Origin of the sequence: Bacteriovorax sp. PP10 (assembly GCF_035013165.1) — a bacterium.
GTDB lineage: Bacteria > Bdellovibrionota > Bacteriovoracia > Bacteriovoracales > Bacteriovoracaceae > Bacteriovorax > Bacteriovorax antarcticus.
In genome coordinates this window covers 513,333-529,386 of sequence record NZ_JAYGJQ010000002.1, presented here as the reverse complement: position 1 = coordinate 529,386, position 16,054 = coordinate 513,333, and the positions used below count along the sequence as shown (strand labels likewise).

Here is a 16,054-nt window from a genome sequence, read left to right as displayed (position 1 = left end):
TTTGTGACAAAAAATTAAGATCTAAGTAGCTTATCTACTTCCATCTTTAATCTTTGTTCTTCTGACATTTCAGCAACTGGAACGTCTGACTCACCGTTAGCTTTTGCTTCAGCAAGAGCTTTCTTTCTAGCTTCAGCATTTTTAAGTGCTTCTTCTTGAGCAAGTTTTAACTCTTCAGCTTGCTTAGGATCGATAGCAACTTTAATTTTGAAAGTAGCTTCAACATCTTGGAAAATTTTCGCTTTTGCAGTGAAAATCCCTAGACCTTTGATTGGAGCGTCTAAGTGAATTAGACGTCTTTCAACGTTGATCCCGCGAGTTTCTAATTCCTTAGAAAGTTCAGCGTTTGTTACTGTACCGAAAAGTTTCCCTGATGCTCCAACCTTTTTGATTAGTTCAAGAGTGATCCCTTCGATTTGTTTTTTAATTTCGTTAGCAGCGTCTTTTTGAGCTTGGATTTTCTTTCCAAGTGACTTTTGTTGAGCAGCTAATAAATTTTTGTTTCCTTCGTCAGCAACCATTGCAAATCCGTTTGGAACTAAATAGTTTCTCGCGTGACCAGCTGATACGTTAACGATTTCTCCGATGTTCCCTAAAGCAGGAACTTTTTCAGTCAAAATAACTTTCATATAGTATCTCCTTCATCTTTTTTCTTATTTGTAAAAAATCTTCTAAAATCAAACCACAAATCAAATATGCCAAGAATTGCTAAAAACTTGTTCGCTAATATAAAAGTAAAAGCAATGAACATAGTTTTGATGAATCCACCAATCTTTAAATACTTTAGAAAGTCGTTATAAACCCCGAACCCTTGGAACAGGTAAAAGACCCCTAGAGAGTATAAAAGATTGCGTCCGATCACTTCCGATCCTGGTGGTAATCCGTAATCCGCTCCAACCCATAAAACTAATGACAGGATAAGAGGATAAACGAAAAACTCCGGAACCTTAAAGTTCGTTAAGTCTTTCAGGTTGTAGTTATAAAGAACCTTAGATCTCCATACGATTGAATTGCGTAGAGTTACATACAAACTTACCCACAATCCAAGATACGAAAACACAAAAACAATCAAAGGAAGTGAGCTGTAGATTTCGTTCGTCAAAGCTTCTGGCTTATTTACGAATTCATCAAAGGCCCTTTCTTCTTCACCAGAAATTTCTGATGATGTTTGTTTTTGCTTCTTCAGTTGATTTAAAACTGTCGAAACTGAACTACTAATCTCACCTTTAAGTGTTATGGGACTAATTTTATCGATACCGATTAAAACTGATCCAAGAATCGTCACTACAATCAAACCCGAAAAGATTAATCCTTTCACTGGACTGATGTTTCTGTAGATCGTTTCAGAAATCATAATCGCTACGAAAAAAGTCATCACATACAGGGCCACAACATAAGTTGGGAAACCCGGTACCGTTAGCGCTGCTGTCCACAATAAACCAGCTGTCACCGCTCCAAGTGCAAACGTAATTAAACGTCCGTACAATAAAAAAGCGATAGCTAGAGGAACCGGAGCGAAAACACACATTGGACCAAACGAACAAAGTGCCGCAGAAATGATCGCTAAAAACAACAGTTTTCCAACTGAAGCGTTTTGATCAAAAGGATGCGTAGCTTGTTCGGTTTTTGTCATCTTAGCAATTACCTAATTAAGCTCTATCAGCCGTACGGTTTGATAGGTAACTTGAAACACCAAGGTTTCTAGCGTGCTTAATTGCAGAGTTAGCGAATCTTTGGTGTTTCTTAGAAATACCAGAAACGCGAGCTGGAGAGATTTTTCCGAACTCAGAAACTAACCAGTTCCAAGTTTGAGGATCTTTCCAATCAGCTTTGATTTTCTTAGCTGTGAACCAGCAAGATTTTCTCTTAGCGAATTTTCTTCTATCGTCTTCCATATCCTCGAATCCACCTTCATCGTCGTCTTCGTTCTTGTTATCAAGAACTGAACCACGGTAAGTTTTAGATAATGGAGATTTGAAGTTTTTAACTAGTTCTTCTTTTCCAGAATCATCACCTAAAAGGAATGTTGCTGTACGAAGAACACCTTCGTTAATACCAAAACGACGAGTTAACTCAGTGTTAGCTTTTGTGTTTGATTGGTACATGAAGTAATGGAAGTGACCGTGTTTTGCTCCACTTTTGTATGGTTGAGCAAGAGCAAGTCTTCCCCAATCATCAGAGATAAGAAGTTCGCCTTCGAATCCTTTAAGTGTGTCTTTAACAATTTCTGCGATCTGTGCGTGAGCTTCTGCGCCAAGCTCCGGCTTTGTCACTACTGACAACTCATAAATCATAAATCCCCCTGGACTAATAAAAATTAGGTCATGGCCCACTATTGGGCCATAACGAGTATGTTTTTCTAACCAGGGGAATTTAACACTAAAGGTGCGACATAGGAAGGAATTTCAGAGAGACTTCCTTGCTGGCGTCGGTGCACAAGAAGGTATAGTTGTACTGAGTTTTATCACTCAGTGGCTCTGGGCTCAAAGGCACACATCCCTGAGGAATAGCGATCGAAAGCCTTAGCGGACGAATAAATCCCTTATCTGCCGTGTCTATCATACTGTAAAGTCGTTCGCCGTAGATCAAAGTCGAGTTTACATAAATTCCCGGGCGGCCCTGAGAAAGAACCGGCATCAGGGTTTCAGCGAAACTTTGCCCTGGAAAACTTGAGTCACGGTAAATTGGCAGAGATAATTTTTCTTCATTTTCGCGAAGCAGCGTCAGGCTCGTTCTGCTTTCTACTAAATAAGTTTTCTGGTTTTTTTCCTCAAAAGTCGCAATTAACGAGATAATTGGATTTTCCCAGTCTTCTTGTAATTTAATGATCGATCCAATTTGCTTGTCGTCTTTTGTTAAAAATTCAGCTGTCGATCTATCTAGTAACGTCGTGAAGATCGCTTCATTTGTCACTGCACCTGTTTCTGAATTTACGATTGGGTAAATCAGAGACTGGTTGACTGCTTTTTCAGTTGATAGTGGGCTTAGGTTTGAATAATTTTTTGTTCCTACTCCAATGTTGGCCTGGAACAATTTCCCTACTCCATCTTCATCCACAACGATTAGCGATTTAATCACACCGTTTCTTGATTCTTCTTCTGTTTGTGGAAATGGTTTTAATAAATAAACTGATCTTGCATCGTAGTCGCCTGCAATTTTCATTTCCTTTTGAAGCGCTTTCATCATTGTCACTGAATCTACAACTCTTAAATCAATTGTAACTTTGTCTCCTGAAACAACCGGGTTTAAGTAGAACTGGTGGTCTGCTGCTCCGATCACTCTTTCAGAAATAATTTTTGAATTATCTGCTTCGGGCATTGTGAATGTCTTATAAAGTGACGGAACTAAAATTGATCCTAATGTCGGATGTTTTAATTTAATCCATTCGAACTTTTCTAATCCAGCATCAATTGGCAGACCTTCGAAAGTTGTCAGTGTCATTGACCATTTTGACTGGTTTTTAAATAATGGATTTAGTTTTTCATCTAAAAGATAAAATTGAATTTCATCTTTTTTCTCTGACAATGTATAGATGAAATAATCTAATTTCCCATCCTGATTAATATCCTGACGGTGAATAGATAAAATTCTATTCACTTTTGGAAGTGCGATTGTTTTAACAACAAACTTCCCGGCTTCGTTAGTTAATAATGAAGCTATAGTTCCCGTCGCTGTTTGTTTAGCAGCTTCAAGATAGAAATACTCAGGGTAGTTTAAGCGTTTATACTTATCAAAGACACGAGACATTCTTGATAGACGTCTGTCTCCATTGATCACGGCCATATCGTTAAAGCTTGCTTGTCCCAATGAGTTTGAAATTAATTCTGCATCGTGATTTAAGTCGCGAGAGAATACTAAGCTGGTCTGATAAACATTGTGATCGATTTGAATGTTCACTAAAATGTGTGAGTCGCTTCCCAGATCAAGAATTAATCCTGACACTGGAATACTTAAGCTATTGTGAGCAGCGATTGAATCAACTGACACACAGTTTTGATCAAGCTGAATAGCACTTGATGCTGAACTTAAACAGACAAGTCCTTTGTAATTTACGTTTGATAAATTTTTAAGGTCTAAATTGAAAGAGAATTTTCTTTCAGCTGAATTAAATTTTACTTCTGTAAGGGACTTCACCTGAGGGTTAACAAAGGCCACTTCTTCATCTTTCGTTGCCAGGGTCAGAAGCTCTTTCATGTCGAGCATTCCGAATTTTACAAAGCGGTGATTTTTTTCTGATCCCATTTTTTTGCTACTTCTAAAAAGTAGGCTTCGAACAGCGTCGTTTGATAAACCAGGGTGTAATAGTTTTAAATTCGCGACAGCTGCCGCTACATAAGGAGCTGCCTGGCTTGATCCACGTTTTGTTTCATAGTTTTTAATACGCAGTACACGCGACTCCATATTGGCCGGGTATGTACTCACAATTGATTCACCTGGAGCTACTATATCAACTTTTGATCCGTAGTTAGTGAAATCTGTCAGCTCTCCACGGTTATCAATAGCACCAACACAGATAACGTTTTCATAACTACATGGGAAAGTTGGAAGGTCTTTATTGTTATTTCCTGCCGCTGCAATAACGATAACGTTATTTTTTTCAGCAAGATCAAAAGCAGCTTTTACTTTTGCCAGGTCAATTAGTTTAGGCCATCCCAAACTTAAGTTAATAACTTCAGCGCCATTTTTAATAGCGAATGTCATCGCATCAGCAATGACGTCAGTGATAACTTTTCCGTTGTAAACGAAACCATTAACCTGCGAGTTCATAACTTTTACCGGCATGATTTTAATTCTTGGATCAGCAGCTCCCGCCACTCCCATAGAGTTTCTGTTGGCCGCAATAATTCCGGCCACGTGAGTTCCGTGTCCGATATCGTCAGTTAACACATTGTTGTTATCAAGATAGTTGTAACCGTTACAAGCTTTCACGCTGGCGTTTGGAATGTTGTCACAAAGTTTATGGTCATACCAAATGCGGTCTTTCAAATCTGGGTGAGTTAAATCAAGACCACTATCTAAAACGGCAACGATTAATTCTTTCTTTGAAGTTTCTATATCCTTCGTATCAACATAATTGATATCGATACCGGGAATCCCTTTGACTTGAATACGCTCAAGTTCAGAAATATTTTTTAGAATCACCTGGCCATTATTTTCTAAGGCCCATTGTTTTGTATAAAGTGGATCATTCACTTGTGCAAAAGCAGCAGTTGAGATGACCTGGATTAAAAGAGTGCTAAGAATTGTTGTTTTCATATATTTACCTATAGCCCCTTACGAACCCAGCTTCCGCTGAATTCACCATCTGATAATCCTAATAGATCGCGTACAACTTCCAGTGGACCGTTCCACTGCTTGCTTCCGATTTTACCAATCGTGTTCGAGTAAATCGTATCATTTAAGATTTCAGATTTTTCTCTGAATCCATCAATTGATCCGTAGATATAAAGATTGTCTTCACCGATAAGCTTCTTGAAGTCTGTAAACTTCATGTCGTTCATCATTTGCTCAAAAAGTTCAGTTGAGCACTCTGCCATTTTTTCGTCAGTCATAACTTTCTGGCAGCGTGAGATTGTATTCTTTAAGTAAGTAAGATCACCACAAATCGCTCTTTCAAGATTTGGATTTTTCTTTTTTACGTCTCCAGCATCTGTCGTATCACACCCTGGTCTTCTTTCTTTTTTGTAGACCGCTTCCAGAGGAAGGATGTCTTTAACAGTAATCATGTGCAGGCGCTCGATCCCTTTATTGTAAAGGTTCATGTGGTAACCAACATTATAAAGACGAAGCTTTTTAAAATCGATTTGACCTGGATCAAAAAGAGGTGCCTGGAATTTTTTGTTAACATTTTCCATATACTTTCTAACTTTATTTTCGCTCATTCCCCACCCCTGCTTTATATCAGACAGGTCCAGGAACTTTTGCGTAAACTTTTTATTAGAATCAACTGTCGCTTCAAACCTTAATTTTTGCGTGTTTGAGCGTCCAAAGAAGCTCTCTCCCGGGTTTGGCCCTTCATCATCAGTGATCTGAAGATCTTCAACGTCTTTAGCGATGTAGTAGTTCATCAATTGTTTTGAGAACGCTTCAGGATTTAATCCAGTCAGGAAGTCTTTTTCCAGGCTGAAGTAAGTTCCGACAACACCGTCTTTTGCTTTTACATCGTAGTATGTTTTTCCTGACAGAGACTTCACTCTCCAGAAAAGAATCGATAGACCTGTCTCTCTGTCTTTGAACTGAACATCTAACTTCACTGGTGGATTGTTCGCGTCTAGGATTTCGAAGTCTTTATTCTTAAGAACGTTATAAACACCAAGAGCATTAGAGAATAAATTTGGGTTTTCTGATAAGTCAGTTGATAAGTTAACCATGTACGAATTCACTTTATAGTGACCGTTATCAAAGGCCGCATTTAACTTAACAAGTGTAATGTAATTACTTACAAATAAACTGATATCAATATTCTTCACGAATCCAGAGTCATCATAGATCTGAAGAATTTTTGCACTCTTTTTATAAAGGTGGATACGTTTTAAAATCGTTACACCACCAGACACACCAACACCGGCACCAATAAGTCCCTGGTTGAAGCTGATACGAACACTTGCACTTGGAACAAGTCTGTCTGTTAGGATTAAAGACTCCCCAACATCAAGAGTTTTATCGATTTCTTTAAAGATCCCTTCGATTTTTTTCTTCTGAGCTTCTTTAACGGCATCAGTTGTATTTTTATCATCAAAAGACTTTAACTCTGATAATGAGAAGAAGTTATCTTTCAGAGACTTCTTTAATAAACTTACGAAGATATTTTTAAATGGTTCTTTTAAACTTTGTTTTAAGTTCTTCACGGGTTTTACATGTGAGAACGATCTTACTAAAGACACACTTGCTTTTGCACTTCCCGCAAGGTCTGTCCCGATTCCTTCGATTCCGGCGAATACACCGATGTCAGCACTTGCTCCGAATGTATCGGCAAGCTGAACTAAGTTATCAGTCCCCAGGTAGTTACCAAGAACGATATCGCGAGAAAGAATTAGGTTAACGTTTACAACTGGCGCGTACCAAACACCAACTTTAATCGGTAGAAGCTCACCCGTATCAACGAAGTGATCAAGACCGTCTTTAAATTGTTTTTGGAAATAATCAGTTCTCTTGTCGTTAAGGTCAAAGAAACTCATTTCACCGTTAAGCTTGTTAACAAGGTTATCGATGATATTACTTTGTACTTTTGAATAAAGGAAAAATCTTAATTGCTCTAATGGAGACTCTGCATCCCCGTAAGCAAAACGAGAAGCGTAGTCTGGGTATTCTTTTTGTAAAACCTTACCGTCTTTTAATCCCGACCCAGAAGTGATGCTTGGATTAAATTTGATTTCTGCAGTTTTAAGGTCGAATACTTTATTAAGAGAGTTTCGTCTTGAAATAAGTTTTTCAATTAAAAGAAGCTCTACTTCTTTTGGAAAAAAAGCGTCTTCTACGATTCTTTGAAAATCAGCGCGTGTCAGTTTGTTAACTTTGTTTAACATCCACACAGCATCATCAATAGTTGTAGCGAATTCATTGTTTGTAAAATGTGAAAGGATAACGGCCTTGTTATCTAGTTTCCCATCAACCCAGCTGAACTTGTTTACACTTTCGTATAAATCAACAAGTGAGTATGGAACCGCAAGAGCGCGAAGAGATCTACTGTTAATAACTTGAGTGGGAACTCCCATTGATACGTTATAAAAATCGTATTCAGTCGGCTCTGTAACAGCGATATCTTTTAGAGTTACAGTTAATTTACTGTCATTAGTTTTGGCCCATCTGTCTGAAGCACCAAGAGTCGCTTCCGGGATATCACTCTTTAAAAAAGTCTCCATCGCAAATTTGTTCTCAAACTTGATTGTTACAGATTTTAAATACTTCATCGCCGGGATTTTATATCCAAGAGAGCGAAGCAGGTTTTTTCTCATCAGCATTGTATGCAAAGACTTATCAAGGTGAATTGTATAAATCTTATTTCCATTCACAGGAATAGCGTTGAATCGAAATAACCCTGTATTAGAAAGAAGTGACCCTTCAAAAGTTAAAATATCGTTATCTTTAATAACGATGGCCGCTTGATCATTAACTGTTGTAACCGACTTATCCCAAATATCATTAGTCTTTGGATTAAGTGTTGATAAATCAACATTTTGGTTTGCATTTAATTGATCGGCATCTCTAGATGAGAGAACTTGATTGTTATAAATCAAGTCATCACTGGCAATCCTCAATCCCTTTTGAAGCGGAATGAATGACTCCCCGGCGTACACTGCTGTACACACGAAAGATGACAATAAGGCGCAAAAACACACGAGTTTTTTATTTAAATTTTTCATAGTGAGCTATATAAAGCAAAAATCGCTCCAAATGGTGCAGAAAAAAAACGTGATGGATTTCGAGGGATTGGAGGAAGGATTTAGCAACTACGGTGTCTAAATTTTAGACACCGTATGATTTGTGAACGTTTTATTTAGCTAGGTATTGGTAGGCCTCAAGGTACGCTTTGTACTCGCGAACCAGTGTCGTAGCAGGAGATGTTGCAAGGTTTTTAAGCTCACACGTTCCTGGTTTATCGACACCTTTGAAAAGAATTTTATCGCAGGTAATTTCGGTCTTACATCCTTTGAAATCACACTCTACCTGAGGCTTCGAAAATGGATTGTAAGTCATATCCTGAGTCACTAGTGCTTCATCAAGTTTTGCCTGGCACTCACCTCTTAAATCTTTCTTAGAGCTAATCGGGCAAAGGAAATCGATCACACCTTTTTTATATTCTTCCAGAGAGCTGTCTTTTTTAAGATCAACAATCAAAGAGTGTGACAGCATTGATTTCGCCATGACACGTTTACAGTCTTCAGCATTGTTTCTTGCGCAGAAGAATTTATAGAAAGGAAGTCCACCTTCTCTGTAAGCTCCCCACCATCCAACGTATGGAGTGTTGTCAGGCTTAAGTCTTTGGCATGTTCCAGCTTTGCAATCCATTGGAGCTGCAAATGAAAGTGTGTTTTCAGTTGCCCATGCAGAGTTAGGAGCGAATCCTTCTTCTGATAAGTAAAAGTTTCCATCGCTATGAAGCTTTTGAAAATTTGTCGAGGTCATTGATCCTGCAACTGGAATTCCCCAAACATTTGAAAGGTACGGCGCTAGGTTAAATCCAGTGTTACATCCATGAAGGTAAGCGTAAGCGTCTTTCATGAAATTAGGTCTTAGGTCTTCAAGGTTTTTTGTATTTAAGTTAAGACGGTTCCCATGGCCTTCAAGGTGAACCCCGAACTGAGCAGAACTGTGGCTGAAAATATCAAGAGATCTGATTTTTTTAAATGGCACAGCGATTTTTAAAAATTCTTTTCCATCTAGTGTACTACGGTCGATATTATGAAGTGTGAATCCCCATTTTTTTAAGGCCCACTCACTTCCTACATCTTTTTCGTTAACAGCGATAAGAAGAATCTGATCTTCCGGGAACTGCTCTTTATATTTGATTGCTTTAGCTGTCGCGACTTCTTGAAATAATAATTTCAAATCATCACCCTGACCTACAAGTAAAACTCTAGTTGGTTTATTAGTATCTAATTCTTTCGAATTAAAAGAAGCGACGATGTAAGATGCCTGTGCATTTGAGAGCATTAACCCTACAAACATTGAAACAATATATTTAAACATAAACAACCCCACTTTACTTATATAGGTGGGTTTTAGCTCTGCTATAGCGAAGAGAAAAGGCGTTGAGTATTTTTTACAATGAGAATATATAAAAGGCCCTCATTCGAGGGCCCAGTCTTATGATTGTCTAATAGATAATTGATTAAAGTGTGATTCCGAAAACTTCTGGAAGAACTTTTTGCTCTAGGTTCGAAGCAGATGTTCCAAGTTTATCAGCGATTTTTGCGATAACGTCTTCTTTAGCAGCTGGGTCTTGAGCAGCTTTTTGGATCTCTTGAAGAGTAACACCTGTAAGAGTTTTCATGTCACCCATAAGTGCGACCTGGTCTTCTTGAGTTAGTTCACCGTTAGCACGTGTTAACATTTTTTCGATTTTCGATCCAAGTGTTACCATCGACATAGATGTCTCTAAGCTTACGTTGTATACGAAAGAGATTTTAGCAGCCTTTGAGTAGAACTTTGATTGCTCTTGTTCTTTTGCCATTAAAGATACGTCAGTTGAAGCCACTTCATCTTCATATAGGTAACCAGATTGTCTACCTTGGTAGTATCCAGAAGATTGTCTATCAACAACTTCATAGCTGTTACCATAACGGTCACCGTTTAGGTTACCCGCTGTAACGTCGTTATTTTCGATTTTACGGAATTCTGAGGCAACGGCCTTGTTGTTAGAGTAGTAGTCGTAGTAAACGATTGTACGGACATATTGTAAGCTTACAGCTTTATACTCAGAGAACTTTGCATCGTAGATAACAAACCAGTCATCTTGTCCTGCAGTCTTAGATCTTAATGTTTCGTTTGAATATAATTCAACCTTAGAAGAGTAAGTGCTATCAACTGAGTTTAGTGCTGATACGAAGTCACTCGCAAGGATATTAGATGATGAGTATGAACCATAAGTAGAAGTTGTCCCACCAGTTGATGGAGTTGTAGTTGATCCACCACCTCCGCCGCCTCCACCACCGCCGCCACCGCAGCTAGCAAGAGAAACAAGTAGAGCAAGCATAGATAATTTCAAAAGTGTATTCATGTTAAATCCCCCCCTAAGGAATTGCCGTTAAATGCGACATAAAAAGATTTTTAACATAGTTTTAAAATTAGTCGACTCTTTCACTCAACTTGTAAGTATTTAATAAATATCTAATTTTTTTCAGAATCCATGTGACACCGATTGCAGAAATTCGGATTCATTATGGCACCGATTTACTCGGTTATTGGGAGAGCGCAGGCAAAAAAAGGGCCCGCATCAAGCGGGCCCTCGTAAAACTGTCTTTAAAATTTGAGATTAAAGAGTGATACCGAAAACTTCTGGAAGAACTTTTTGCTCTAAGTTAGAAGCAGACGTTCCAAGCTTAGCCGCGATCTTAGCGATCACGTCAGCTTTAACAGATGAGTCTTCAGCTGCTTTTTGGATTTCTTCAAGAGAAACACCTGTAAGAGTTTTCATATCTCCCATTAGTGCTGCCTGGTCTTCTTTAGTTAAATCACCGTTAGCTTTTGAAAGCATTTTTTCGATTTTCGATCCAAGAGTAACCATTGACATAGATGTCTCTAGGCTTACGTTGTAAACGAAAGAAACTTTAGCTGCTTTAGCGAAGAATGCTTTTTGATCTTGCTCTTTAGCAAGAAGAGAAACGTCAGTTGATCCTGCTTCGTCTTCATACAGGTAACCTGAACGACGTCCTTCGTAGTATCCAGAAGATAGTCTATCAACTACTTCATAGTTATTTCCGTAGTAGTCACCGTTTAAGTTTCCAGAAGCAACATCATTGCTTTCGATTTTTCTGAACTCACCAGCAACAGCTTTGTTGTTTGAGTAGTAATCGTAATAAACGATTGTACGAACGTATTGTAAACTTACAGCTTTGTACTCAGAGAATTTTGCATCGTAGATAACAAACCAGTCATCTTGTCCTGCTGTCTTAGATCTTAGTGTTTCATTCGTGTAAAGTTGAACTGAACTAGAATAAGTTCCGTCTACAGTGTTAAGCGCTGATACGAAATCAGAAGCTAAGATTGTTGATGATGAATACTTTCCATAAGTAGAAACTTCACCACCTCCGCCTCCTCCACCGCCACCACCGCAGCTAGCAAGAGCGAAAAGCATAGATAATACAGATAATTTTAAGAACGTGTTCTTCATACATACCCTCATTGATTTTTGCTGGCCTAGGGGCCCAGCGATTTGCCCGTTTTAGTAACATTCGAAATTTATTTACTCGCCACTTAACCCAAAATAGTTATCTATCTGATTTTTGGGAAAAGCGGCAATTTCCCGACCAAATCTGTAAAGAAATGGCCGAAGAATGCCGTTAAACCACAAGGAAGAATGTTTAGGAATAATTTATGAAAAGATTACCAACTATAATGCTGACAAATGTGCTGACTCTGTTGTCATTTCAAATTTCAGCAGCAGAATTAGACTCTATTGAGTTGGTGACACCTGTTTCATATGACAGACCATCCTCTTCTATGCAGACCGTAAAATCAAAAATCATGGCCGGTGCGGCCAGTACCTTCAATATTGATATTGAAAAGAAAGTTATAGAAAAAATTCTTCCTTATAAAGCTGATCTTCAGGGGTATTTTTCTTCAGAGGACGAACTCAATAACTTTTTAAAAGGAACCGTTCAGCAAGGGATTCAAACGAACCTAGCTGTCATAACTGATGCCAACCTGATTCATTTTTATGGTTACTTAGGTAACAATCTTATTGGAAAACTCGCCGATAAAATTCTTGCGAAAGAAGGTGTCACCGACCCTGCTCGCAGAAGTATGTGGATCCAGAAACTGGTGGCCCCTTTTAATGCCTGCGTGGCCAAGTCTACCAACTCACAATATGATGCCAGCCATTGTATTGATGCTCTTACAGCAAGCTTAGTTCCTAGTACTGGTGTAGGACTCGTTTACGAACTCTCGCGCGCAAGCTTGAGTGCCAATCTTCCAGAAAAAGAAAGAACACCTTTTAATATTGAACAGGCCAATCTTTATAAGTCTTGTATCACAACCACAAAGGCCACGGCCGGTGATGTAAAGAACTGTGCTCTCTCTTCAATGAGAACCGGTGTTTTAAAAGTCACAGATGTTTCATTAACAAAAACCATTCAAGAAAAGTCTTCATCAACAGCTAAGTCTAACGAAATTAAAAAAGCGGTATGGCCGGCCTTTGATTCGTGCGCTCAGAAAGTTGGAACGGATGTTAATTCAAAAGTTTCATACACTGACCAGTTTATGGGGTGTATTGATAACCTGGTTCAAAACGCCGGGTCTCAATTAGTTCTTGATAAAATTACCAACACGCCAGCGATTGCTGGTGCCTTCACGACTGCTGAAGTAAAAAAACTGGCAACAGAAAAAAGTGCACAGTTTAAGACATGTGCTGAAACACAAAAAAAGAAAGGCGCTAAAAAAGATGGGATGCTGGACATCTCCCCTTGTGAAAATGCCATCACTAACGAAGTGACATACAAAGTTGTTTCTCAGACATTTAAAAAGACGGCCACAACATCACTTAAAACTGATCCCGCGCAAGCGACAAAGGTTGGTAACGAAGGTGTTAAGATCCTTGATCAATGTTGGGATAATAAACAATCAGCAGATGCACGTGAAGCGTGTTTAAGAAAATCGATTGTTAACTTTTCAGGGAAAGTAGCAACCCTCAAATTAGACCAGGCCATACCGGCAGATATGCCAGGAAAAAGTGAACTGAATAAATCTTCAGTAAGCTCTCTTGCTCAATGTATTGATAAAGAGCTTCCAAAAAATATTTCAGAATCTAATGAATTAAATGCCAAGCTTGATGGCTGTACAGGAAAACTGACAAGAAATGTGGCGATGAAAGTTGCTGACTTTCAAATCAGATCGACGGCCGGTGACGGGCTTTCAAAAGAAGCAACCGATGCTCTAGTGAAAGACCTGGTTCAGGAAGAGTTTTCAAAATGTATTGGAGACGCCCCTACTGATGACAAACTTGAACAATGTAGTAACGCTTTAACAATTAAAGCAGCAAAACAAATCGCAGAAGCTTCTTTTACTAAAGAAGTGAATGCCTATCTTCAATCGGCCGGTGGACTTAAAGCTCTGGGCGTAACAGAAGCTCAGGTAAAAAGTTTTCTTGATGATTTGAATAAAACAAACAAAGAATGTATCGACCAGAAGCCTAATGGCGTGGTGATGGATCAGGTTAACTCTTGTATTAAAGGATCTGTTAAGAAGATTGCTTTCTTCTTTGGAGAGATTCAATTCAATAAGAGTGTCGGGAGTATGTACGACGGCCGCGACGATGATAAAAAATCGGTTGAAGTGCAGTTTAAAAAATCTCTTGGCGAGTGCCTTGGAACAAAAGATGGAAAAGAGTTCTCAATTGGTGACTACACTAAGAACCTTTACACGTGTTCGGATAAAGTTTCCGCTTCAATGTCATTAATCGTAGGTCAAGATCAGATTGATACTTCACTTAACGAATACCTGAAAGATCGTCCAGGAATTGACCTGAAAGAAAAACGTGATTCCATCAGAACAAAACTTCTTGGAGATTTCAAGAAGTGTATGTCGAGTGGTTCGAAACAAAGTGGATGTATTGATAATCTTAAAAAAGCGGCCACTCAGACGATTGTTGTAAACTATGGTCGTGTAGAAACAAAAGTTCAAATGAACGCTGATAAAACTCCGGCAGAATTAAAACCGGTTGAAGATAAATTCATGGCCTGTACAGATTCTAAACTTGAAGGCGACGCTCTTGCCACGAAACTTGACGACTGTACAAAAGACTTCGCTCTTGATTTTGCCAGAGCGCTTGGAACATTAAAATTAAATTATCTATTGAAGCAAACTTTAGGGACTGACGAATTCAATGCTCAGAAAAAAGACATCGATGCTTCATTAGACAAATACTACGAGTGTCTTGATGATCTTAAGTCTGTAAAGATGAGCGATGGTCTGACTCAAAAGCTTTCAGTTTGTACTGATGGGTTAACAAATCGTGGGATGAACTTAGTAAGAAGTAATATCAATAGCTGGATGAGCTCTGATCAAAAAGACGCTGCAACAGTTATGATTAAGCAGGAGTTTTCAAATTTCCTTCCATGCTTAAGTGCCCTACTTCCTACTTCTCCGTACACTCCAGAGTTACAGAGCAACATTGATTCAAATGTTAAACCTCTGGCGAATTTAATTGCTCATTACATTGAGTACAACCCTGAGAATGCAAAGCAAACTCTTGATGGAGTTATTAAAAAACTTTCAGTTGATTTAAGTGATGTGGCCAAATCTAAAAAAGCGAAACAAGAGCTACTTGATTTCCTATATCAAAGTGGTGGACTGGATCAATTCCTTAAAGCGATTGTAAGAGGAACTGTTCAAGACGCATTGGTTGATGTTCCCGAAAAAGATGTTCCGAAAGATTTGAGGAATATTCTTTTAAAGAAGGAAAACTTCGAAGAGATTTTTAACTCTCCTGAAGGATCAAAAGTTAAAGATATGGTTATGGAAAAACTTCTAAAACCTGCTTTAATCGATGGCGCGAATATGTCCGCTGATCCATTCAAGTCTAATATGAATGGTATTAAAGACACGGTCGTTAAACTTTTAATTAACGCTCCTTCTTTTGGTGAACAGGCCATTAAGGTGAGTATTCAAAAGCAGATCAACGACATGGGTGGAGTGACAAAATTCTTTGCGAAAACTCTTTATGGTGGTGATTCACTTCACTGGGATAAAGTACGCTTAACTCCAGAAGGTAAAATTGCTGAAGAGTATATTAAGAGCGCAGTACTGACACCAAAGTTTAAAGGTGAAACCCAATCAGCAGCTGAAGCAAAAAAAGCGATGGCCACAGCAGAAGAATTAGTTACGAGAGCTGTTAAAAAGTACGGAAAAAAATAAATGGGAACTATCAAGACCGATGCATTTAGGATCATCATCGCTACTGAAGCTGTTACTTTCAGGAATAATCTTGCGAGTAAACTCAGAGTCGATAACTTCGAAGTAGAATTTGTGACAGGTGGCTTTCATATGCTTCACTTGCTTGAGCATATGAAAGAGCAGCTCAATATGATTATCATCAACGAAGATATGCACGACATGTCTGCGCAGGAGATGATCGGCCTGGTAAGACTTGCTAAGTCAAAATCGGAATTACCAATTTTGTTTATCTCGAAAAACAGTGATGAGGCAGATATTCGTGAGATGGTTCTCAGTGGCGCAAATGAATATGTGGTTCAAACGGCCAATTTCAATCCTATTCTGGATCGTGCTCACAAATATCTTCAAATTTTAAAGGTAAATGCGGCCTAACCCACGGCACTGCATATCGACTTCCCCCCTATTCCTTAGCTAGAATCAGTTCAAATTTTAGCAACAAAAT

The 16,054-nt window shown here is 38.7% G+C and carries 10 protein-coding genes; 2 read left to right on the top strand and 8 right to left on the bottom strand.

Features of this window, described 5'->3' with window-relative positions; all coding sequences use genetic code 11:
* Positions 1-14 precede the first annotated feature (14 nt).
* From rplI to SHI21_RS12480, 8 genes are all read right to left on the bottom strand, one after another.
* Positions 15-629 carry a 50S ribosomal protein L9 gene (gene rplI / locus SHI21_RS12515; RefSeq protein ID WP_323576931.1) on the bottom strand — a complete coding sequence of 205 codons (615 nt, stop codon included), beginning with the start codon at positions 627-629 and terminating at the stop codon, positions 15-17.
* Positions 626-1,633 (bottom strand): DUF2232 domain-containing protein, encoded by a 1,008-nt coding sequence (locus tag SHI21_RS12510; RefSeq protein WP_323576930.1) that lies wholly within the window; start codon positions 1,631-1,633, stop codon positions 626-628. The genes rplI and SHI21_RS12510 overlap by 4 nt, the downstream gene beginning before the upstream one ends.
* 16 nt (positions 1,634-1,649) lie before the next feature.
* Complete coding sequence (rpsR, locus tag SHI21_RS12505; protein ID WP_323576929.1) at positions 1,650-2,294, bottom strand: 30S ribosomal protein S18; 645 nt, start codon at positions 2,292-2,294, stop codon at positions 1,650-1,652.
* A gap of 85 nt (positions 2,295-2,379) precedes the next feature.
* On the bottom strand, positions 2,380-5,256 hold the full coding sequence (locus SHI21_RS12500; protein ID WP_323576928.1) for a S8 family peptidase: 2,877 nt from the start codon (positions 5,254-5,256) through the stop codon (positions 2,380-2,382).
* Between the two features lie 8 nt (positions 5,257-5,264).
* Entirely contained in the window at positions 5,265-8,363 is a 3,099-nt protein-coding gene (locus SHI21_RS12495; RefSeq protein ID WP_323576927.1) for a hypothetical protein, read from the bottom strand.
* A 130-nt stretch (positions 8,364-8,493) separates the two neighbouring features.
* The gene (locus SHI21_RS12490) at positions 8,494-9,690 is read right to left on the bottom strand and encodes a hypothetical protein (RefSeq protein WP_323576926.1); all 1,197 of its coding nucleotides are present in this window, start codon (positions 9,688-9,690) and stop codon (positions 8,494-8,496) included.
* A gap of 142 nt (positions 9,691-9,832) precedes the next feature.
* Positions 9,833-10,720: a hypothetical protein gene (locus tag SHI21_RS12485; RefSeq protein WP_323576925.1), complete on the bottom strand. Its 888-nt coding sequence runs from the start codon at positions 10,718-10,720 to the stop codon at positions 9,833-9,835.
* A 255-nt stretch (positions 10,721-10,975) separates the two neighbouring features.
* Entirely contained in the window at positions 10,976-11,833 is an 858-nt protein-coding gene (locus SHI21_RS12480) for a hypothetical protein (protein WP_323576924.1), read from the bottom strand.
* A gap of 203 nt (positions 11,834-12,036) precedes the next feature.
* Between SHI21_RS12480 and SHI21_RS12475 the strand changes: the two genes are divergently transcribed.
* Both SHI21_RS12475 and SHI21_RS12470 read left to right on the top strand, forming a co-directional pair.
* Entirely contained in the window at positions 12,037-15,573 is a 3,537-nt protein-coding gene (locus tag SHI21_RS12475) for a hypothetical protein (protein WP_323576923.1), read from the top strand.
* Positions 15,574-15,984, top strand: coding sequence for a response regulator (locus SHI21_RS12470; RefSeq protein WP_323576922.1), 411 nt, complete (start codon positions 15,574-15,576; stop codon positions 15,982-15,984).
* The last annotated feature ends 70 nt before the right edge of the window (positions 15,985-16,054 follow it).

What these genes read in the sequence shown, in the direction of transcription:
- rpsR (WP_323576929.1), bottom strand. Translation starts at nt 2,294, where the DNA reads ATGATTTATGAGTTGTCAGTAGTGACAAAGCCGGAGCTTGGCGCAGAA.
- rplI (WP_323576931.1), bottom strand. Translation starts at nt 629, where the DNA reads ATGAAAGTTATTTTGACTGAAAAAGTTCCTGCTTTAGGGAACATCGGA.
- SHI21_RS12510 (WP_323576930.1), bottom strand. Translation starts at nt 1,633, where the DNA reads ATGACAAAAACCGAACAAGCTACGCATCCTTTTGATCAAAACGCTTCA.
- SHI21_RS12485 (WP_323576925.1), bottom strand. Translation starts at nt 10,720, where the DNA reads ATGAATACACTTTTGAAATTATCTATGCTTGCTCTACTTGTTTCTCTT.
- SHI21_RS12480 (WP_323576924.1), bottom strand. Translation starts at nt 11,833, where the DNA reads ATGAAGAACACGTTCTTAAAATTATCTGTATTATCTATGCTTTTCGCT.
- SHI21_RS12500 (WP_323576928.1), bottom strand. Translation starts at nt 5,256, where the DNA reads ATGAAAACAACAATTCTTAGCACTCTTTTAATCCAGGTCATCTCAACT.
- SHI21_RS12495 (WP_323576927.1), bottom strand. Translation starts at nt 8,363, where the DNA reads ATGAAAAATTTAAATAAAAAACTCGTGTGTTTTTGCGCCTTATTGTCA.
- SHI21_RS12475 (WP_323576923.1), top strand. Translation starts at nt 12,037, where the DNA reads ATGAAAAGATTACCAACTATAATGCTGACAAATGTGCTGACTCTGTTG.
- SHI21_RS12470 (WP_323576922.1), top strand. Translation starts at nt 15,574, where the DNA reads ATGGGAACTATCAAGACCGATGCATTTAGGATCATCATCGCTACTGAA.
- SHI21_RS12490 (WP_323576926.1), bottom strand. Translation starts at nt 9,690, where the DNA reads ATGTTTAAATATATTGTTTCAATGTTTGTAGGGTTAATGCTCTCAAAT.